The organism is Cohnella caldifontis (assembly GCF_029360585.1).
Taxonomy (GTDB): domain Bacteria; phylum Bacillota; class Bacilli; order Paenibacillales; family Paenibacillaceae; genus Cohnella; species Cohnella caldifontis.
Genome location: NZ_JAQZSJ010000009.1, coordinates 63,088 through 82,437 on the forward strand (window position 1 = coordinate 63,088; position 19,350 = coordinate 82,437).

Here is a 19,350-nt window from a genome sequence, read left to right on the forward strand (position 1 = left end):
CCCATGACCGCGGGAGCGGAGTCGAAATCCGGGTGCTTCGGCTCAAAACGATCCGTCGAAGAGCAGGCCCGGCTGCAGCGTCAAACGGTACTTCGACGCATACGTCGTCTGCAAGTTCCGGAAGGAGGAACTCAGCAGGCTCGCGGGCGGTACGTCCTCCAACCGGCCGGCCGCGCTCGACAGCTTGCCCGCCAATCCGAACCGGCCGGACACGTCATCCCGGGTATCGTCGTAGCGCGACTCCAGGCTTGCCTTGAACTTGGACTCGTCCAGCTCCAGCGTTCCGTCCGCTTTCCGTCTCAAGCCGATCGATTCGTAGCCTTGAACCGCCGAATCCAAGCCCCGCCTAACCGATGGACTGAGAAAGGCCCCCGATTCGTCCATTCTCCGGCGCAGCGCATTGTAGTCCGCCGCGAGCCGTTTGACCCGGTCGACGATCTCCTGCGCGTTCGGCTCCACCCGTACTTCCGCGTCTTGGGACGTCGGTTTAAGCAGGGTAGCCGACGCCTTGCCCTTCTCCAGCTCGATCGTGTTGGAGGAAGAGATCCGGATGGGGCCGCCGTTCACCGAATAGACGGCGTCTGCCGCCGCGGCGGTGACGTTCCGGATCCCGGCGGCAGCGGCCGCGTTGCCGGTCACGTCCGCGACGCCGAACGCGTTCTTCGCGCCCGTTGCATCGCCCGTGAGCTCCAGCCTCGCGGTCCCGGCCTTGGCGTCGTTCACGATTCTCGCCGTGACGCCGGCGTGGGCGCCGTTAATCGCGTCCCGGATCTTCGCCAACGCTTGGCCGTTCGTATCGCTGCCGGAAATAAACGCCGATACGTAGGACGTTTTGCCCCCGACCGTGATTTTCATTTCGTTCGTCCCGCCCTGAATCGCCGCAGGGGAAGCCGCGGACAACCAAGTGCCGCCGTTGACCTGAGCGGCCGCCGTCTGATCGACCTTGATCCTGTAGGAAGCGATTTTCGCCCCGTCGGAAGCCGAAGCGGCCACGGCCGTCTTGTCCGACGACCTCGCCTCGCGGGACTGGAAAGCCGAGCCGCCCGAATCGAGCAGGTCCTCCGCGGAGGCGCGCAAGTCTTTGGCCCCTTTCAACACGGAGGAAAGGCCGGAAGCGGCCGCCCGGTATAACGGATCCGCCGGCGAAGAAGAACCCCCCCTCGCCGTCTTGGCGAAGGGCCATTCGACAGGCTGGCGGTAATACGTCAGATTGTGCGCGTACGTCGCCGCCATGATCCGTTGGACCGATGGGATCGAACCCGGCATAAGGAATTCACCTCGAACGAAATCCATATACTGTCAATCTACCATTCGAATCCGTATCTTTCAAGAACGGAGTTTCGACCGCTTACGGATGGCTCGGATTGTTTTCGATCACCTGGACGGCTTGGGTTAACACCTTCAAAATATCCGATTTCAACTGGGGATTCAGATAAAGCGCCTTGATGTACGCTTCCCCGGTTTGGGTGGACGTGTATTTGGGCGGCAGTTGGTTCAAGGCGAGCAGCAGGATGTCCAGCTGGCATCTGTCGCAATCGCAGACGAGCGCGCGTTCCTTCAAATAATTATCTTCGAACAGCTGAATGACGATCGGTTCCATCGCGTTCAGAACGGGCAATTCCCGGGTCGGCTTCATCCCATCTCTCCTCGTGAAATCGATGTTCGCTAGCCCCACTTTACCATGCGGCCCACCCGGTTGAAAGAGTTTCATCCGGAAGTCCCTGCCGATTTCGACGAAATCCCCTTTAAAACGACCGGACCGGAAGGATTTTCCGGGGCGGTTGTAGAAATGTTGCGTATGCCCAAACCATGGGGAAACACGGGGTGATCCGATGAAAAAATGGACGGTTTATTTCCTATTGGCCGGCTGCCTGCTGCTCTCGTCCTGCGGCGATCGGGCGGCCAGCTCCCAAGTACAGAAGCAAGGCGGCTTCAAACCGAAGCTGGACGTCGCCTGGAAGGTGAACGGGACAACGCTTACCGTCGACGTGACGACGGACATGCATATCTCGCCCGAGCACTACGGTCAAGCCCGCAAAGCCGGCGAGGGCCATATTCACATGTATCTCGACAACGGCGATAAGATCGGCGTCAAAGAAAACCGCTACGAGTTTCCCGATCTTCAGCCCGGACCGCACACGCTCAAAGTATCTTTGCACAATAACGACCATACGCCTTATGACGTCACCCAAACGATCGATTTCGAAATCGAATGACGCCGGAATCGGACAAGCCAGAGGAGAGCCGCATGTCCCGTAAACTCAGCCTGCAGTACCGCATACTCGTCCTGGTCGTGACCGTCACCGTCGTCATGATGTCGGCCGTCGTCTGGTTCGATTCCTACAATTTGCGGCAGTCCGTCCAGGAGACCTATATCAGCCAGCTTGACGGCATGACCACCGCCATCAACGGCCGATACGAGGAATCGCACAACATCGAGGACGTCCAGCAAATTTTCGATTACATCCAATACAAGAACGCCAACGTCATCGAGCTTACCTTATACGGAGCCGATAAAATCCTCGCTTCCACGAACCGCGAGCGGGTCGGGACGCCATCTCCGCGGGGGCTGGTTTCCACCCTCCGGTCCGGGAAAACGATCGTGGAAAAATTCCGCGGAGCGGACGGCATCCCGCAAAACCGGCTCGTCGCCCCCCTCAAGGAGGACGGCGCCACGGTCGGCGCCATCGAGCTTCTTTTGGACACCTCGGGAAAAGAAGAGCTGGTCCGGCAGCGGACTTTGCTGATCGTCGCGGCGAGTTTCGGCATTACCTTGCTGCTGCTCGCGGCGCTGCATGCCATTATCCGGAGAATGCTGATCCGGCCTCTGCTGATCATCCGCGAAGCGGCGTTGTCCGTGAAGGAAGGCACGCCGTACGAGCCGGTCGAGCTTGGGGCCAGCCAGGAAATCAACGTCGTCGCCGAAGCCTTCAACGAAATGGTGCAGAACCAGGAAGCCCGTTACAACGAGCTTCAGCAGGCGCTTCGGACCGTGCAGCAGGCGCAGAAGCAATTGGTGGAATCGGAGAAAATGTCGGCGCTCGGCAGTCTGGTAGCCGGCGTATCCCACGAAATCAACACGCCGCTCGGCATCGGCGTCACCGCCGCGTCGTTCATGGCGGAGAAAGCGAAAGAATTCGAGACCGTGTACCGCTCCAACGCCATGAAACGTTCCGATCTGGAGGAGTTCCTGAAGCATGTCCGCGAAACCACGGGCATGATCCAGAGCAATCTGTCCCGGGCGTCGGAGCTTGTCCGCAGCTTCAAGCAGGTGGCGGTCGACCGGTCCGTCGAAATGAAGCGCAAGTTCCCGGTCAAGGAATACGTCAGGGAAATTCTCGTCAGCCTGCATCCGCAGCTCAAGAAAACGAAACACCGCGTGGAAGTGGAAGGGCCGGACGGGCTGGAGATCTACAGCGATCCCGGCGCGCTTTCCCAGATCGTCACCAACCTGATCATGAACTCCCTGATCCATGCGTACGAGCCGGATGAAGAAGGCCGGATCACGCTGGATATCCGGAAGGAACGGGACGGACGCGTGACGATCCGGTATGCCGACGACGGCAAGGGCATGCCGCCGGAAGTGCTCGAACAGATTTTCCATCCTTTCTTCACGACCAAACGGGGCAACGGCGGAACCGGGCTTGGCATGCATATCGTGTACAACCTTGTCACCCAATCGCTTGGCGGCACGATCCGATGCGAGAGCACCCTCGGGGAAGGCACCCGATTCACGATCCAAATTCCGATGAATGAGAGATGATCCCCATGACCGGCCCTCAAGAAGACTTGCTCATCTTTGCAGACGAATCACCGGATAACCCGATTCCCTCCGTCGGTACCGAGCCCGAGAGCTGGAAAGTCATCATCGTGGACGACGACCCCGAGGTCCACCATCTGACGCGGCTCGTGCTGGACGACTTCGAATTCGACGGCCGGCGCCTCGGGTTCGTGAGCGTCTATTCGGAGGCGGAGGCGCTGAAGGTCATTCCGGACCATCCGGACGCCGCGATCATCCTGCTCGACGTCGTGATGGACGCGGAGGATTCCGGTCTGAAGCTCGTCCAATTCATCCGGGATGAACTGAAATATGATGCGGCGCGGATCATTCTTCGGACCGGCCAGCCCGGCCAGGCGCCCGAAAGGCTCGTCATCAAGGACTACGACATCAACGACTACAAAGAAAAGACGGAACTGACCGCGCAAAAGCTGTACACGACGGTGATGGCCGCGCTGCGCGCGTACCGGGACATCATGGTTATCGAGAGCAACAAGGTGGGGCTCGAGAAGATCATCAAATCGTCGGCGGACCTGTTCGAGGTCAAGTCGCTCAAGAAATTCGCCTCCGGCGTGCTGACGCAGCTCACCTCGATCCTGAACCTGCACAAGAACGCGGTGCATTGCAACAGTTTCGCCGTGGCGAAGGGGCAAGAAGAAATCTATATTCTCGCGGCAACGGGAGACTACGCGAAAGGCAACCTGGAGAAAATCGAGGAGGTCGTTCCGGCGGACGTGCTACGGCGGATCGAGATCTCGTTCCGGGAGAAGCGGAGCCTGTTCGACGAGACGGACTACTTCACCTGTTATTTCGAAAGCAAAACCGGCCGGGAGAACGTCATTTATTTCGAAGGATCGAAGACGCTGAACGAATGGAACCGGTATTTGATCGAAATCTACTGCTCCAACGTGTCGGTTGCCTTCGAAAACCTGTACTTGAACGAAGAGGTCGAAACGACCCAGAAGGAAATCATTTTCACGCTGGGCGAAATCGCGGAATCCCGCTCCCAGGAGACGGGCAACCACGTCAAGCGGGTGGCGGAGTACTCCAAGCTGCTGGCGCTGGGGTACGGGCTGCCCGAAGAGGAAGCGGAGCTCGTGCGGATGGCGTCCTCCATGCACGACGTCGGCAAGGTCGCCATCCCCGACGCCGTGCTCAATAAGCCGGGCAAGCTGACGGACGAGGAATTCGCTCTCATCAAGCAGCATGCCCGTTACGGATTCGAGATGCTTAACCACTCCAGCCGGGAACTCATCAAAACCGCGGCGATCATCGCCCATCAGCATCACGAGAAATACGACGGCAGCGGGTACCCGAACGGTTTGTCGGGCGAAGACATCCACGTCTACGGCCGGATCACGGCGCTGGCGGACGTCTTCGACGCCCTCGGCAGCGAGCGCGTGTACAAGCAGGCCTGGCCGCTCGAGGACATCCTCGAGTTCTTCCGCCAGCAGCGGGGCAAGCATTTCGACCCCCGGCTGGTCGACATCTTCTTCGAGAACCTGGACGCCATCCTGAAAATCCGCGACCAGTACGGCGACGGTTCGCGGAACGCGGGGTAACGCGGGGTACGCGGGGTAACGCGGGGTGGATCGGGGGACGCGGGGTGGAGCAGGGTGACGCAGGGTGACGGAGGATGACGCAGGGGGATGCGGGGGGATGGTTGCGATTCCGCGCAGCGATTTGCCATGCCTCGTCGTGCCACTGCCCGCCTGTCACCGCTTGGTTCCCGCCCAACGTACGAATTCATTCAGGGGGAACAAGTTCCCCCACATTTTACTCAGCGGTTCCCGAATTTCCCGTTGTTGGCCGATAGAACGGCTGACGTTGAGAAAAGAAAGAAAGTTTCGTATCTCCTCCACTTTTGGCCGGTATGCGCGGGCGTTGAGAGAGAAAGTTTCGTATCTCCTCCCCTTTTGGCCGGTATGTGCGAGCGTTGAGAAAGAAAGTTTCGTATCTCCCCCACTTTTGGCCGGTATGCGCGTGCGTTGAGAAAGAAAGTTTCGTATCTCCTCCACTTTTGGCCGGTATGCGCGGGCGTTGAGAGAGAAAGTTTCGTATCTCCTCCACTTTTGGCCGGTATGTGCGAGCGTTGAGAAAGAAAGTTTCGTATCTCCCCCACTTTTGGCCGGTATGCGCGGGCGTTGAGAAAGAAAGTTTCGTATTTCCTCCACTTTTGGCCGGTATGCGCGGGCGTTGTGAAAGAAAGTATCGTATCTCCCCCACTTTTGGCCGGTATGCGCGGGCGTTGAGAAAGAAAGTTTCTTATCTCCTCCACTTTTGGCCGGTATGCGCGGGCGTTGAGAAAGAAAGTTTCTTATCTCCTCCACTTTTGGCCGGTATGCGCGGGCGTTGAGAAAGAAAGTTTCGTATCTCCTCCACTTTTGGCCGGTATGCGCGGGCGTTGAGAAAGAAAGTTTCGTATCTCCTCCACTTTTGGCCGGTATGCGCGAGCGTTGAGAAAGAAAGTTTCGTATCTCCCCCACTTTTGGCCGGTATGCGCGGGCGTTGAGAAAGAAAGTTTCGTATCTCCTCCACTTTTGGCCGGTATGCGCGGGCGTTGAGAAAGAAAGTTTCGTATCTCCTCCACTTTTGGCCGGTATGCGCGGGCGTTGAGAAAGAAAGTTTCGTATCTCCTCCACTTTTGGCCGGTATGCGCGGGCGTTGAGAAAGAAAGTTTCGTATCTCCTCCACTTTTGGCCGGTATGCGCGGGCGTTGAGAAAGAAAGTTTCGTATCTCCTCCACTTTTGGCCGGTATGCGCGGGCGTTGAGAAAGAAAGTTTCGTATCTCCTCCACTTTTGGCCGGTATGCGCGGGCGTTGAGAAAGAAAGTTTCGTATCTCCTCCACTTTTGGCCGGTATGCGCGGGCGTTGAGAAAGAAAGTTTCGTATCTCCTCCACTTTTGGCCGGTATGCGCGGGCGTTGAGAAAGAAAGTTTCGTATCTCCTCCACTTTTGGCCGGTATGCGCGGGCGTTGAGAAAGAAAGTATCGTATCTCCCCCACTTTTGGCCGGTATGCGCGGGCGTTCGATACTGCCGCTTTTTACGGCGCCTTCTGGGCGTTTACGATTCCGCTCGTTTTCCGCGTACCCTACGATCCTCCATCAGCGAATCGAAGTGCTGCCCGCTTTCGCTCCGGTCTATGTCCGCATTGGATAGCGTTGATCCATTTGCAGGCCGGGTGCGTCCCTCTTATCGAGGCTGCTCGGCGACCTCTTCGGCGGCCTCGAAGACCGAATCCCCCGGAACCCGGGTCATCTCCGCTTGCCGCCGAACCTGTTCGGCGATGAGGCCGTTCGTCCAGTCCGCGAACGAACGGTCGAGCTGCTTTTCGCGGCCGGGGTCGTCGTTCACGTCGGAATCGAATTCCCCGGCGGCGGCGCGATCCAACCTCCCGCGCTCGAAAATCCCCCCCGTTTCTTCATCCAATGCCCGTTCGCCGGCCAAGCCAACCGCTTCGTCGCCCAACGTACCGGCAGCTTCGGCGTTCGTCCCCAGATCCTTAAAACCATCCGGCTTTCTCTTGGGACCTCTCATGGTAATATAACGCGGCATTCCCTGATTTCCCCTTCCTTTCCGGTTTCCCGTTATCTTTCCTCCGGCGTTGGGAAACATACGGATAGCTCACCGATCATCAACCGCGGAAGGGATGCTGGAATGCCGAACAACCGAATCGACCCGGAAGCGCCGTGGCAACAGCTCTACGGCCCGAACCTGGGCTACGTGTGGGAACAGTACGAACGTTACGCTCGCGATCCGGAAGCGGTCAGCCCGGAGTTTCGGGAGCTTTTCTCGCGATTGGGCGCGCCGCCGTTCCCGGAGGAAGACGGTGGGGAAGGACTTCCCCGAACCCAAACCGTGCCGGGAACCGATGCCGCCCGGCTTGCAAGCGGAGGCGGCGATTCCCTGCGCAATTCAATCGCGGCGGGCAAGCTGGTCATGAACATCCGCTCGTTCGGCCACCTGGCCGCCGACATCGATCCGCTCGGAATCGGGCGGAAAGCCAACGTCCGTCTGCTCGACCCTTCCACGTACGGGCTCTCGCCCGGCGATTTGGCGGAATTGCCCGCCGAATGGGTATGGAGCGACGCGCCCTATCCGCTTCAGAACGGATGGGAAGCCGTACGGACGCTGCTTCGGATTTACACGGGCACGATCGCCTACGAATTCTCCCATGTCCATGACGAGGAGGAGCTGCGCTGGCTGAAACAGCAGGCGGAGGAGCTCATTCCCTCCTCCGTTCTAGGAACGGAGGAACGCCGGACTTTGCTGAAAAGGTTGACCGCGGCGGAAGTTTTCGAAGAATTTCTCCATAAAACGTTCGTCGGGCAAAAAAGGTTTTCGGCGGAGGGGATCGAAGCGGTCGTCGCCATGGCCGAGGAAATCGTGCACGAACTGACGAACGCGGGCGTAAGGCACATCCTCATGGGCATGGCCCACCGCGGCCGCTTGAACGTATTGGCCCACGTGCTGGGAAAACCGTACGGCAACATTTTTTCGGAGTTCCACCATTCTCCCAACAAAAACTTGATCCCGTCCGAAGGATCGATCGGCATCAGCTTCGGATGGACAGGCGACGTGAAATACCATCTGGGGGCCAACCGGTCGATCGCGACCGGACAGACGGCGGAAACCCGGCTTACGCTGGCCAATAATCCGAGCCATTTGGAATTCGTGAATCCGGTCGTCATGGGCTTCACCCGCGCGGCGCAGGAAGACCGCAGCCGGCCGGGCGCTCCGGGGCGCGATTCGGATTTGGCCGCCGCCATCTTGTTGCACGGGGATGCGGCCTTCCCCGGCGAAGGCGTCGTCGCGGAGACGCTCAATTTCAATAACCTGGCCGGGTACTCCAATGGAGGCACGATCCATATCATCGTCAACAACCGGATCGGCTTTACCACGAGCAGCCGGGACGCGCGTTCGACCCATTACGCCAGCGATTTGGCCAAAGGGTACGAAATCCCCATCGTCCACGTTAATGCGGACCATCCTGAAGCCTGCTTGGCCGCCGCCCGAATGGCCTCCTCCTACCGGGCTCGATTCCACAAGGACTTCCTGATCGACTTGGTGGGCTACCGCCGGCACGGGCATAACGAGACCGACGATCCCGAGACGACCCAGCCCTTGATCTACCGCAAACTGAAGGAACATCCGCCGGTCGCGTCCCTCTATGCGGACAAACTGATCCGCGAAGGCGTATTGACACCCGCCGAGGCGGAAGCGTTGAAAGCGGAAGCGGAGAACCGCCTGAACGAAGCCTATGAAGAAGTCAAGCTCCAGGAACGGGCCGCTCCCGTCCATCAAGACGGTCCGAGCGCGCAGCGGCGGCCCGAAGCGCCGATCCGCACGGCCGTCGAACCGGAGCGGCTGCGCCGGTTGAACGAAGGACTGCTGCAGCGGCCGGACGGCTTCCGCGTGTATCCCAAGCTGCAGCGGATTTTGGAGCGCCGGGCGAATATTTGGGACGAAGGCGGAAAAGTGGATTGGGGGCATGCGGAGACGCTCGCCTTCGCCAGCATTCTCGCGGACGGGCGGCCGATCCGGCTCAGCGGGCAGGACGTCGAACGGGCGACGTTCGCCCACCGTAATCTGGTGCTGCACGATTACGAGACGGACGATACGTTTTGCCCCTTGCAGCACCTTCCGGAAGCGAAGGCATCCTTCGCGATCCACAACAGTCCCCTTTCGGAGGCCGGCGTGCTCGGCTTCGAGTACGGGTATAACGTGTACGCCCCCGACACCATGGTCATTTGGGAGGCGCAATTCGGGGATTTCGCCAACGCGGCCCAAGTGCTGATCGACCAATTCATCGCCGCGGGCTACTCCAAATGGAAGCAGCGGTCCAGCCTGACGCTGCTGCTGCCGCACGGCTATGAAGGTCAGGGACCGGAACATTCCAGCGCCCGGCTGGAGCGGTTTCTCCAGCTGTCGGCGGAACGCAACTGGATGGTGGCCTATTTGTCGAGCGCGGCCCAATATTTCCATTTGCTTCGCCGACAGGCCGCCCTATGCGGCACCGAAGCCGCGCGCCCGCTCGTGCTGATGGCGCCGAAAAGCTTGATCCGGCATCCGCGCGTCGCCTCTTCCCCGTCGGAATTCAGCTCCGGATCGTTCGGCGCCATTCTGGAGCATCCCGGGTTGGGCACGTCCCCGGAGCGCGTGGAGCGGATCCTTTTCTGCTCCGGCAAAGTGGCGGTCGACCTGGCGGAGGGACTCGACAAAACGAACGGCGAAAGCGCCAAGGATCGGCCGGACTGGCTGCATATCGTACGCGTCGAGCAGCTTTATCCTTTCCCGGCCGAGGAGATCAAGGCCGTGCTGGGCCGGTTTTCCAAGGTGCGGGAATTGTGCTGGGTGCAAGAGGAGCCGCAGAACATGGGCGCTTGGTTTTTCGCGGAACCCCGTCTCCGCGAACTGGCTCCGCCGGGAGTTTCCGTCCGCTATATCGGACGTCCCGAACGCGCGAGCCCGGCCAGCGGTTTCCAACAAGTGCACTCGTTCGAGCAGCAGCTCATCATCTCACAGGCGCTGACGCCGCGGGCGTTGGCCGCCCAAACTACGGGAGGGAACGGAGATGTCTGAAATCAGGGTGCCCGCCATGGGCGAGTCGATCACGGAAGGCACCATCGCCAAATGGGCGGTCCGGGTCGGGGAAGAAGTGAAACGGGGTGACCTGCTGCTCGAGCTGGAGACGGACAAGGTCAACCTGGAGATCAGCGCGGAAGAAGACGGAGTCGTGGCCGAAATCCTGCGCCAGGAAGGCGATACCGTGCAGATCGGAGAAGCGGTCGGACGGATCGCGGCCGGCGAAGCCCCGCAAGGCAGAGGGGCCGCAGCGGCGCCGGTGGAGACGGCGGAGGCGGCACCGGCATCCGCCGGACCGACCGGCGGCTTTGCGCAGAGCCCCAGGACGGCGGCGGCCTCGGAATCGATGCCGGTGTCGCGGGGGGATGCCGCGGCGCCGGCCGACGTGTCCGCGACGCCCGCCGCGCGCAAGCTGGCCCGCGAGAAAGGCATCGACCTGAGCCGGATCGAAGCGCGGGACCCGCTCGGCCGCGTGTATCCGGGAGACGTACGTTCCGCCGGCGCGCCGCAGGCCGCTCCTGCCCCTGCGGCGGCGAGGACACAGGCGGGCGGCGCGGCCCCCGCTCCCGCCGTTGCCCCGTCTCCGGCTTCCGGCAAGCCGGAGGTGCGCCAGCGCATGTCCCGCCGCCGGGCCACCATCGCCAAACGCCTCGTCGCCGCCCAACACAACGCCGCCATGCTCACGACGTTCAACGAGGTGGACATGACGGCGATTTTGGACATCCGCAAGCGGCGCAAGCAATCGTTCCTCGAGAAGCATGAAGTCGGGTTGGGCTTCATGTCCTTCTTCACGAAGGCGGTCGTCGGCGCGCTCAAGGCGTTCCCGCTCCTGAACGCCCAGATCGACGGCGAAGACATCATCGTCAAGCAGTATTACGACATCGGCATCGCCGTCGCGGCCAAGGAAGGGCTCGTCGTGCCGGTCGTCCGCGACGCGGACCGGCTCGGCTTCGCCGAAATCGAGCGCAAAATCGCGGAGCTCGCCGCCAAGGCGCGCAGCAACGCCCTGGAGCTGGCCGACCTGCAAGGCGGCACGTTCACGATCACGAACGGCGGCGTGTTCGGCTCGCTGCTCTCGACCCCGATTTTGAACGCGCCGCAGGTCGGCATCCTCGGCATGCACAAAATCCAGACGCGCCCGGTCGCCCTGGACGCGGAGCGGATGGCCAACCGCCCGATGATGTACGTGGCCCTGTCCTACGACCACCGGATCGTGGACGGCGCGGAGGCGGTACGTTTCCTCGTCCGGATCAAGGAAATGCTCGAAGATCCGGAAACGTTGCTGCTGGAAGGGTAATTTCGAGTCGGCCAAGCCATAAACAAGCCGTTGGGAGTGTCCGCGCTCCGGTCCGATGTACGGAAAAGTCGGACATCGGAGGCGCTTTTGCGGAATTTCGAACGAGATGTACGGAAAAACCGGATAACGGCGGCGCTTTTGCGGAATTTCGAACGAGATGTACGGAAAAATCGGACATCGGCTTACTCGGGAGGTTGCGGGTCTTCCGAAACGCCAAAAGGCGGGCGCCTCGGCACCGGCAACGCGGCCTCTTCCCGCGTCCGGTTCACCGGAGACCCGCCTTTTTTCCGCCTATTCCTAGCATTCCTCTGCCTTGCTACATTTCGATCCCCATGACCGCCGGGACGCCTTGCTCGTAATAGTGCTTAATCGGCTTCATTTCCGTCACGAGGTCCGCGATTTCGATGATTTCCGGCTTGGCCCCCCGTCCCGTCAGCACGAGATGCATGCCTTGCGGCCGCTCCCGGATCGTCTGCAGCACCTCTTCCAAGGGCAGCACGTCGTCCACCGGAAACGAGTCGATGGCCAGCGCGTTGTTGATTTCGTCCAGGACGATCAGCCCGTGCTCCCCGGCCTGGATGCGTTCCTTGGTAAACGCCCACGCCGTCCTTAAAGCCTCACGGTGCTCTTCCGGCGTTTTCAACCAGGTGAAACCGATGCCTTTCTGCACGATCTCGATGCCCAGCTTGTCGAACACGAGCTTCTCCCCGTACGTGCGCTGCGGGGATTTGATGAACTGGATGACCAGCACCTTGAAGCCCCGGCCCGCCGCGCGGACCGCCAGCCCCATGGCCGCCGTCGTTTTGCCCTTGCCGTCCCCCGTGTATACGAGCGTAAGCCCGCGCTCCTTGCTCGGCTTATCCATCCGCCCTCGCCATCCCTCTCCATAAAATTTCATAGATCGCGTCAAAATCCGCATGCTGCCGGACGTGGTCCGCCAACCGGTCGAAGGACGATTCCCGAAGCGCCCGATACGAAACGGCGTTCTCCGGCACCGCCATTCCTTTGCCCTGCCGGAGCCCGTTCAGCCAACCCCTGCGGAATTCGTCATTGTCGAACACGCCGTGCACGTAAGTGCCCCACAGGCGCCCGCCCGCGGTGACTACGCCATCCGCATGGTAAGCCTCGGGCGTCTCCGGAAGCCGGCGCCGCCGAATCCGGAACGGGGAGACGACCGGCTCCAGGAACCGGGTCCGCCCCATGTGGATTTCATACCCTTCGATCGGCGTGCCGGGCGTTCCCAGCTCTTCCGCCGCCACCGCGCCGACCACCTGCTCCGTCCGCTTATCCCGCGCGAACACCGTTTCCATCGGGAAGACGCCGAGTCCCGGGAGCTCCGGCACGTCGGATTCGACGAGGTCCGGATCCAGCAGGCGGCAGCCCATCATCTGATACCCCGCGCAGATGCCGGCCGCGCTCCCGCCGCTTCCGATATGGCGGAGCAGCTGCTCCTCCAAGCCGGATTCCCGAAGAAACCGCAAGTCTTCGACGGTGTTTTTGCTGCCCGGCAGGATGACGGCGTCCGGCGAGCCCCACTCCTTCGCCGAGCGGACGTAGCGTACCGTAACGCCGGGCTCGCGGGCCAGCGGATCGAAGTCCGTGAAATTGGAGATCCGGGGCAGCCGGATGACCGCGATGTCCAGCGGCTGCTCCCTGCCGCGCACCTCAGCAGCAGCCGTAGCCGAGGGAGCCCGGCTTTTGCCGTCCAGCGAAGCGGAATCTTCGTCCTCCAGCGTCAGCCCGTCCAAATAAGGAATGACGCCCAGCACGGGCTTGCCGATGCGCCTTTCCAGCCACTCGAGGCCCGGCTTCAGCAACGTTGCGTCGCCGCGGAATTTATTGATCAAGACGCCATGGACGCGATCGCGTTCCTCCGGCTCCAGGATCTCCATCGTGCCGACGACGGACGCGAAGACGCCGCCCCGGTCGATGTCCGCCACGAGCAGAACCGGCGCGTCCGCCCAGGAGGCGAGCCGCATGTTCACGATGTCGCGGTCCTTCAGGTTCACTTCGGCCGGGCTTCCGGCTCCTTCCAGCACGACGATCTCGTACTCGCCCCGAAGCTGGCCGAGCGCCTCCTTCACGATCCCTTCGGCCAGAGGCAAATACCGTTCCCGATACGCCCGCGCGTCCCAATCGCCGATCGGCTTGCCGTGCACGACGACCTGCGACGCCATGTCTTTCTTCGGCTTCAGCAGGATCGGATTCATGTCCGTCGTCGCCGGGATTCCGCAGGCGTCCGCCTGCATGCCCTGGGCCCGGCCGATCTCTTTGCCGTCCGGCGTCACATAAGAATTCAGGGACATGTTCTGGGATTTGAACGGGGCCACCCGGTAACCGTCCTGCTTGAATATTCGGCACAGCGCCGCCGTCAGCAGGCTTTTGCCGACGTCGGAGGCCGTCCCCTGCAGCATGAGCGTTGCCGCGGGCTTTCCGGCTGCCTCGTTCATGTCAGACACTCCTTCAGCGCTTTCAGCAGGCGCTCGTTATCCTGCCGCAGGCGGATCGCGACGCGGATATAGGAGGAATCCAGGCCGGCGAACCGGGAGGCGTCCCGAACCAGGATGCCTTTCTCCGCCATCGCCCGCTGCAGCCGGGCTGCGTCCCATCCGGCGTGCCCGCGCAGCGAGAAGAGCAAATAATTCGCGTCTCCCGGGTAGACCGTCAGCCCGAGCGAACGCAGCCCGCCGACCAGCCAAGGACGCTCCTCTTGCAGCCAGGCACGGGTCCGTTCCGCGTATTCCGACTCGTCCAGGACCGCTTCCCCGATCATCTGCGCGAGGAAATTGACGCTCCAAGGCGTCTGCTGCGCGGCCATTCGGCGGATCCGGTCCGGGTGCGCCGCCAGGAATCCGAGGCGGATGCCCGGCATGGCGTAAAACTTGGTCATGGAACGGATGACGAGCACCCGGTCCGACTCCGCCGCCCGCCGGATCCAGGAAATCGAGTGCTCGTCCGGCGAGAAGTCGATAAACGCCTCGTCCAGCAAGAGGTTCGAGCCCGACTCCCAGAGCCGCTCCAGAAAAGGCTGCGGGATCAAGCGGCCGGTCGGGTTGTTCGGATGGCCGAGAAACACGGCGCGCGAGGCGAAAGGTTCAGGGTCGCGCAGCTCGAAACCTTCGTCTTCCCGCAGGAACGCTTCCCGCACCCGGCTTCCCGCTTTGCGCACCGCGTCTTCGTATTCGGAGAAGGAGGGACGGGCCAGAACGATTTCCTCCGGACGTTGCACGCGGACGGCCAGGTCGATCAGCTCCGCCGCTCCGTTGCCCGCCAGGATGCTTTCCTCCGGAATGCCGTACGCTTCCGCGAGCTTGCGGCGCAGCCCCCGAACCGCCGGATCCGGATACCGGGCGATCTCCCTCCAGCGTTCTTTCATCAGCGTGCCGACGATCTCCGGCGGTCCCCACGGATTCATGTTGGCGCTGAAATCGAGCCAGCCGTCCGCGGGCTTGCCGTACACTTCGTTCGCCGTCAGCCAGTCGCCGCCGTGGCCGTAACGCTCCATCCCCATCGTTCGTTCCCCCTACCCCGCGTGATATCGGTAAATCGCGATGCCCAGCAGCAAGACCAGCTCGATGCACTCGTTCAGCGCGCCGTATACGTCCCCTGTCAGCCCCCCCAGCTTGCGGGAGACGGCCGACGCCAGGACGGCGCCGACGCCGTAAGCCGCCGCGCCGTAAGCGGCAGTCCAGGCGAGCGCCGCTGCGCTCCATCCGCCGAATGCCGGCAGCGAAAAGAGCAGCGCCGTAATCGCGAATGCCGCAGCGAAGGCGATAAACGCATGCTTTCCCGTCGCGGTGCGGTACAGGGCGCCCAGTCCCGATTCCCGCCGGGCATAAGGCCAGCGGACGATCGCGGTCACGAGAAAAGCCCGGCTCCAGACCGGGACCGGCAGGAGCAGCAGCATTTCTTTCATCCCCGCGTTCCCGAGCAGGCCTGCGGCAGCCGATACCTTGAGCAGAGCGTAAAAGACGCAGACCATCACGCCCATCGCGCCGACCCGGCTGTCCTTCATGATTTCCAGCATGCGTTCCCTGGAGCGATGGCTGAGCAAGCCGTCCGCCGTATCCATCAGCCCGTCCAGATGCAAGCCCCCGGACATCGCCGTCCACAAGCCGACCAGCAAAATCCCGGCCATATAACCGGGAACCGCTCCCCGCAAAGCGGCGCCCGCTAGCACGAGCACGCCCCCGATCGCAAGCCCGACGACGGGGTAGAACACGAGACTCCGGCGAAAATGGCGGTCCTTATAATCGATCGCGACGGGAAGCGGAAAACGGGTCAGAAATTGAAAAGCGGCGGCTACGGCTTCCAGCCAGCCTGCCACAGCCACCCTAAAACTCCGCATAGCAATCCTCCCATCGCGAGATAGCTGACGCCGTACAGCAGCCGGATCGCGCGCAAAATGTCGGCTTGTTCGAGCGGACGGAGCGGCCAGCCCAGCCGGGCCCGTTCGCTGACCACTCCTCCGTATCGATTGACGCCCCCCAGCTGGATGCCGAGGCCGCCCGCCACGGCCGCTTCGGGGATGCCGCTGTTCGGGCTCGGATGCAAGCGGGCGAACGTTCGGATCGACTTCCAAGCGCGGCGGGGCGAAGCGGAAGGCAGGAATACCGACGCCGCCCCGAGCAGCAGCCCCGTCAGCCGGGCCGGAATCCAATTGAGCACGTCGTCCAACCTGGCCGATGCCCAGCCGAAGCGCAAATATTTGTCGTTACGGTAGCCGACCATGGAATCCAGCGTGTTCGCGGCCCGGTAAAGCATCGCCAGCGGCGCCGCCCCGAGCAGCGCGAAAAACAGGGGCGAGACGAAGGCGTCCACCGCGTTCTCCGCCACCGTCTCCACCGCCGCCCGGGACAGCTCCGGGGCGTCCAGCCCGTCCGTATCGCGCCCGACGATGTACCCGGTATATTTCCGCGCCTCTTCCATATCCCCTCGGCTCAGGGGCTTATACACCAGCATGGCGGCGTCTTTCAAGCCTTTGACGGCTATGGTGGTGCTGATCAGCCAAGTTTGGAGAACATAGCCCAACCAGGGATGGATCCACGCCGCGAGCGACACCGCCGCCCAAGTCAGGGCGAAGGCGCTCCCCGTCACGAACAGGACCAGCAGGACGCCGTTCAGACGTTTGGCCGGACGGGGCAGCAGTTTCCCTTCCCACAACGCGATCCATTTGCCGATCCACACGACCGGATGCGGGATCCGTTTCGGATCGCCGATCACCCAATCGATCAGAAGCGCGGCGATCAGCATGAGGAGCGTCTCCGGCCAGGAAAAGAACAGCACCCGCTCAAACCTCCCTTTCCGGCAGCCGGAACGCCAAGCTTTTCAGCTCGACCGGGATGCCCGCCGTCACCCGGAACACCTGGTCGCTGACCTCGGCCACCCGCTGGTTCATCCAACCGGACAAATCCCGGTATTGGCGGCCGAGCTTGGTTTCCGGCACCACTCCGTCCCCGACCTCGTTGCTGACCAGAAGCACCGTTCCGGCATGCCCGCACAACGTTGCCGTCAACTCCTCGATTCGAGACCAGATGAGGGTTTCCGGGTCTTCCTCGTTCTCGTATCTCAGCAGCCAGTTCGACAGCCAGAGCGTCAAGCAATCCACGAGAATCACGGGATGGCCGGCTGCGGCGAGCACCCCGGAGAGGTCGAACGGCTCCTCGACCGTCTCCCAGGCAAAACCCGAGTTTTCCCGGCGTTCCCGATGCCGGTCCACGCGTTTGCGCATCTCCGCGTCGAATACTTCCGACGTCGCCAAGTAAAGTCCGCTCGCTCCCAGCGCGGCGGCGTACCGTTCGGCGAACCGGCTTTTGCCGCTCCGGGCGCCTCCGGTAATCAGCGCGATCATGCGGATGGGCCTCCCGACACGCCGGCGCTTTCGAAGGTGGCCATCTCCCGCATGATGCTGACGGCGGCGTCCAGCAGCGGGAAAGCCAGCGCGGCGCCGGTGCCTTCACCGAGCCGCATGCGCATATCCAGCATCGGAGCAAGGCCCAGGCGCTCCAACAGAAGCCGATGCCCCTGCTCCTGCGACAGGTGGGACGGAATCAGGTACCCGATCGCCTGGGGGGCGAGCCGAACGGCCGTGAGCGCGGCGACGGTAGAGATAAAGCCGTCGACGACGATCGGGAGGCGCTCGGCCGCGGCGCCCAAAATCAAGCCGGTCAACCCGGCGATATCCAAGCCGCCCAGCTTGCCCAGCACGTCCAGCGGGTCGCCGGCGTCCGGAGCGTTACAGGCAATGGCCCGCCGGATAACGTCCCGTTTCCGCTCCACGCCCGCGTCATCTACGCCGGTTCCGCGTCCGACCGTATGCTCGGCATCGATGCCGCACAGCACGGCCATCATCGCGGCGCTGGGCGTCGTGTTGCCGATGCCCATCTCGCCGGTCGCCAGCACCTTGAACCCTTGTCCGGCCAGTTCCCGCGCGACCGCGATCCCGGCTTCGATCGCACGGGCCGCCTCCTCGCGGCTCATCGCCGGACCCCGGGCGATATTGGCGGTGCCGGGCCGCACCTTGCGCACGCGGAGCGCCTCGTGGCTCAGCTCGGCTTTGACGCCGATGTCGACGCAGAAGACGGCCGCGCCCGCTTGGCGGGCCAGCACGTTGATCGCGGCGCCGCCTCCGAGGAAGTTCATCACCATCTGCGCGGTGACTTCCTGCGGAAACGCGCTTACGCCCTCCTCGCACACGCCGTGGTCGGCCGCCATGACGACGACCGCCTTCGCCGCGAGGTCCGGGCGCAGCTCCCCCGTGATGCCCGCCAGCTGCACGGCGAGCTCCTCCAACCGGCCCAGGCTCCCCGGCGGTTTGGTCAGCGTGTCCAGATAACGGGCCGCCGCTTGCCGGGCGGATTCGTCCGGCGTCGCGATCTGCGCTAACGTCCGGTTCAGTTCATTCATCGCGGGTTCCCCCTTGCCTCAGCATGATTTGCGGCACCCGATGCTCCGGATGCCGGACGAGCACCGGCGATGTGCCGTACACCTCGCGGATCAGTTCTTCCCGCAGGATATCCTCCGCGGTTCCGATCGCGCGGACGACGCCGCCCTTAAGCAGCAGCATTCGGTCGCAATACAGCGCCGCGAGATTGAGATCGTGCAGCACCGCGATCACGGTCAGCTCCTGCTCGCGCTGCCAAGCTTTGATGCGGTCCATCATCTGGACCTGGTAACCGATATCGAGATAGGTGGTCGGCTCGTCGAGCAGGAGCAGCCGGGGCTGCTGGGCCATCGCCTTCCCCAATGCCGCCCGTTGCCGCTCCCCGCCGCTCAGGACGTGAAGGGAACGGTCCTGCAGGCGAGTAAGTCCCAGCTTGTCGATGATCGCGTCCACGATCGCTCCCGTCTCCGGCGCTTCTTCGCCCATCCAATTCCGATAAGGATGCCGGCCCATTTCGATCACTTCCCTCACCGTGAACCCGACGGGAGGAAGCGCCTCCTGCTGCAGGACGGCCAGCAACCGGGACAGCTGCTTGCGCGAATAGGCGGACAGCGGCTTCCCGTCCAATTCGATGGCGCCGGCATCCGGCTTCTCCACGCCGGAGATCAGCTTGAGCAGCGTGGACTTGCCGCTGCCGTTCGGGCCGAGGATGCCGAAGCATTCCCCGCGCCTAACCGTAAATCCGACGCCCGTAAGCACGGAAGTTTCCCCGTACGTTTTCCGAATACCTTCCACGTGCAGCATG

17 protein-coding genes are annotated in these 19,350 nt (G+C 62.4%); 5 read left to right on the top strand and 12 right to left on the bottom strand.

The window, feature by feature from the left end:
- Positions 1-42: 42 nt before the first annotated feature.
- Complete coding sequence (fliD, locus tag PTZ19_RS14145; RefSeq protein ID WP_276355572.1) at positions 43-1,266, bottom strand: flagellar filament capping protein FliD; 1,224 nt, start codon at positions 1,264-1,266, stop codon at positions 43-45.
- Between the two features lie 82 nt (positions 1,267-1,348).
- Positions 1,349-1,636 (bottom strand): late competence development ComFB family protein, encoded by a 288-nt coding sequence (locus tag PTZ19_RS14150; protein WP_276355574.1) that lies wholly within the window; start codon positions 1,634-1,636, stop codon positions 1,349-1,351.
- A 196-nt stretch (positions 1,637-1,832) separates the two neighbouring features.
- On the opposite strand from PTZ19_RS14150, the gene PTZ19_RS14155 reads away from it, so the two are divergent.
- The 3 genes from PTZ19_RS14155 to PTZ19_RS14165 are packed head-to-tail and all read left to right on the top strand — an operon-like array spanning position 1,833 to position 5,340.
- A complete protein-coding gene (locus tag PTZ19_RS14155; RefSeq protein ID WP_276355576.1) occupies positions 1,833-2,216 on the top strand; it encodes a hypothetical protein in 384 nt (127 codons plus the stop codon).
- Positions 2,217-2,248: 32 nt separating this feature from the next.
- Positions 2,249-3,763, top strand: coding sequence for a sensor histidine kinase (locus PTZ19_RS14160; RefSeq protein ID WP_276355578.1), 1,515 nt, complete (start codon positions 2,249-2,251; stop codon positions 3,761-3,763).
- 5 nt (positions 3,764-3,768) lie between these two features.
- Complete coding sequence (locus tag PTZ19_RS14165) at positions 3,769-5,340, top strand: DUF3369 domain-containing protein (RefSeq protein WP_276355581.1); 1,572 nt, start codon at positions 3,769-3,771, stop codon at positions 5,338-5,340.
- Between the two features lie 153 nt (positions 5,341-5,493).
- Here the strand turns inward: PTZ19_RS14165 and PTZ19_RS14170 are convergent, their stop codons facing one another.
- Both PTZ19_RS14170 and PTZ19_RS14175 read right to left on the bottom strand, forming a co-directional pair.
- Positions 5,494-6,732, bottom strand: coding sequence for a hypothetical protein (locus PTZ19_RS14170; protein WP_276355583.1), 1,239 nt, complete (start codon positions 6,730-6,732; stop codon positions 5,494-5,496).
- Between the two features lie 240 nt (positions 6,733-6,972).
- Entirely contained in the window at positions 6,973-7,335 is a 363-nt protein-coding gene (locus PTZ19_RS14175) for a hypothetical protein (protein WP_276355586.1), read from the bottom strand.
- A gap of 102 nt (positions 7,336-7,437) precedes the next feature.
- Here PTZ19_RS14175 and PTZ19_RS14180 point away from each other — a divergent pair, with 102 nt between their 5' ends.
- Both PTZ19_RS14180 and odhB read left to right on the top strand, forming a co-directional pair.
- A complete protein-coding gene (locus tag PTZ19_RS14180; RefSeq protein WP_276355589.1) occupies positions 7,438-10,362 on the top strand; it encodes a 2-oxoglutarate dehydrogenase E1 component in 2,925 nt (974 codons plus the stop codon).
- On the top strand, positions 10,355-11,662 hold the full coding sequence (odhB, locus tag PTZ19_RS14185; protein ID WP_276355591.1) for a 2-oxoglutarate dehydrogenase complex dihydrolipoyllysine-residue succinyltransferase: 1,308 nt from the start codon (positions 10,355-10,357) through the stop codon (positions 11,660-11,662). Before PTZ19_RS14180 ends, odhB begins: the two co-directional genes overlap by 8 nt.
- Positions 11,663-11,978: 316 nt before the next feature.
- Here the strand turns inward: odhB and cobO are convergent, their stop codons facing one another.
- From cobO to PTZ19_RS14225, 8 genes are read right to left on the bottom strand one after another with little or no spacing between them, the layout of a single operon-like run.
- Complete coding sequence (cobO, locus tag PTZ19_RS14190) at positions 11,979-12,527, bottom strand: cob(I)yrinic acid a,c-diamide adenosyltransferase (protein ID WP_276355594.1); 549 nt, start codon at positions 12,525-12,527, stop codon at positions 11,979-11,981.
- On the bottom strand, positions 12,520-14,112 hold the full coding sequence (locus PTZ19_RS14195) for a cobyric acid synthase (RefSeq protein WP_276355597.1): 1,593 nt from the start codon (positions 14,110-14,112) through the stop codon (positions 12,520-12,522). The genes cobO and PTZ19_RS14195 overlap by 8 nt, the downstream gene beginning before the upstream one ends.
- Positions 14,109-15,173, bottom strand: coding sequence for a threonine-phosphate decarboxylase CobD (gene cobD, locus PTZ19_RS14200; RefSeq protein ID WP_276355599.1), 1,065 nt, complete (start codon positions 15,171-15,173; stop codon positions 14,109-14,111). Before cobD ends, PTZ19_RS14195 begins: the two co-directional genes overlap by 4 nt.
- Before the next feature lie 12 nt (positions 15,174-15,185).
- Positions 15,186-15,995 (bottom strand): adenosylcobinamide-GDP ribazoletransferase, encoded by an 810-nt coding sequence (gene cobS / locus PTZ19_RS14205; RefSeq protein ID WP_276355602.1) that lies wholly within the window; start codon positions 15,993-15,995, stop codon positions 15,186-15,188.
- Positions 15,965-16,948, bottom strand: a complete 984-nt coding sequence (cbiB, locus tag PTZ19_RS14210) for an adenosylcobinamide-phosphate synthase CbiB (protein WP_276355605.1) — start codon at positions 16,946-16,948, stop codon at positions 15,965-15,967. Before cbiB ends, cobS begins: the two co-directional genes overlap by 31 nt.
- A 4-nt stretch (positions 16,949-16,952) precedes the next feature.
- Complete coding sequence (gene cobU, locus PTZ19_RS14215) at positions 16,953-17,513, bottom strand: bifunctional adenosylcobinamide kinase/adenosylcobinamide-phosphate guanylyltransferase (RefSeq protein ID WP_276355607.1); 561 nt, start codon at positions 17,511-17,513, stop codon at positions 16,953-16,955.
- Positions 17,510-18,568 carry a nicotinate-nucleotide--dimethylbenzimidazole phosphoribosyltransferase gene (gene cobT, locus PTZ19_RS14220; protein WP_276355609.1) on the bottom strand — a complete coding sequence of 353 codons (1,059 nt, stop codon included), beginning with the start codon at positions 18,566-18,568 and terminating at the stop codon, positions 17,510-17,512. Before cobT ends, cobU begins: the two co-directional genes overlap by 4 nt.
- On the bottom strand, positions 18,561-19,349 hold the full coding sequence (locus PTZ19_RS14225; RefSeq protein ID WP_276355611.1) for an ABC transporter ATP-binding protein: 789 nt from the start codon (positions 19,347-19,349) through the stop codon (positions 18,561-18,563). The genes cobT and PTZ19_RS14225 overlap by 8 nt, the downstream gene beginning before the upstream one ends.
- Position 19,350 lies beyond the last annotated feature (1 nt).

Bases quoted from the DNA above. Each gene is read 5' to 3' on its own strand.
- fliD (WP_276355572.1), bottom strand. From the start codon at position 1,266: ATGCCGGGTTCGATCCCATCGGTCCAACGGATCATGGCGGCGACGTAC.
- PTZ19_RS14150 (WP_276355574.1), bottom strand. From the start codon at position 1,636: ATGAAGCCGACCCGGGAATTGCCCGTTCTGAACGCGATGGAACCGATC.
- PTZ19_RS14155 (WP_276355576.1), top strand. From the start codon at position 1,833: ATGAAAAAATGGACGGTTTATTTCCTATTGGCCGGCTGCCTGCTGCTC.
- PTZ19_RS14160 (WP_276355578.1), top strand. From the start codon at position 2,249: ATGTCCCGTAAACTCAGCCTGCAGTACCGCATACTCGTCCTGGTCGTG.
- PTZ19_RS14165 (WP_276355581.1), top strand. From the start codon at position 3,769: ATGACCGGCCCTCAAGAAGACTTGCTCATCTTTGCAGACGAATCACCG.
- PTZ19_RS14175 (WP_276355586.1), bottom strand. From the start codon at position 7,335: ATGCCGCGTTATATTACCATGAGAGGTCCCAAGAGAAAGCCGGATGGT.
- PTZ19_RS14180 (WP_276355589.1), top strand. From the start codon at position 7,438: ATGCCGAACAACCGAATCGACCCGGAAGCGCCGTGGCAACAGCTCTAC.
- odhB (WP_276355591.1), top strand. From the start codon at position 10,355: ATGTCTGAAATCAGGGTGCCCGCCATGGGCGAGTCGATCACGGAAGGC.
- cobO (WP_276355594.1), bottom strand. From the start codon at position 12,527: ATGGATAAGCCGAGCAAGGAGCGCGGGCTTACGCTCGTATACACGGGG.
- PTZ19_RS14195 (WP_276355597.1), bottom strand. From the start codon at position 14,112: ATGAACGAGGCAGCCGGAAAGCCCGCGGCAACGCTCATGCTGCAGGGG.
- cobD (WP_276355599.1), bottom strand. From the start codon at position 15,173: ATGGGGATGGAGCGTTACGGCCACGGCGGCGACTGGCTGACGGCGAAC.
- cobU (WP_276355607.1), bottom strand. From the start codon at position 17,513: ATGATCGCGCTGATTACCGGAGGCGCCCGGAGCGGCAAAAGCCGGTTC.
- cobT (WP_276355609.1), bottom strand. From the start codon at position 18,568: ATGAATGAACTGAACCGGACGTTAGCGCAGATCGCGACGCCGGACGAA.
- PTZ19_RS14225 (WP_276355611.1), bottom strand. From the start codon at position 19,349: ATGCTGCACGTGGAAGGTATTCGGAAAACGTACGGGGAAACTTCCGTG.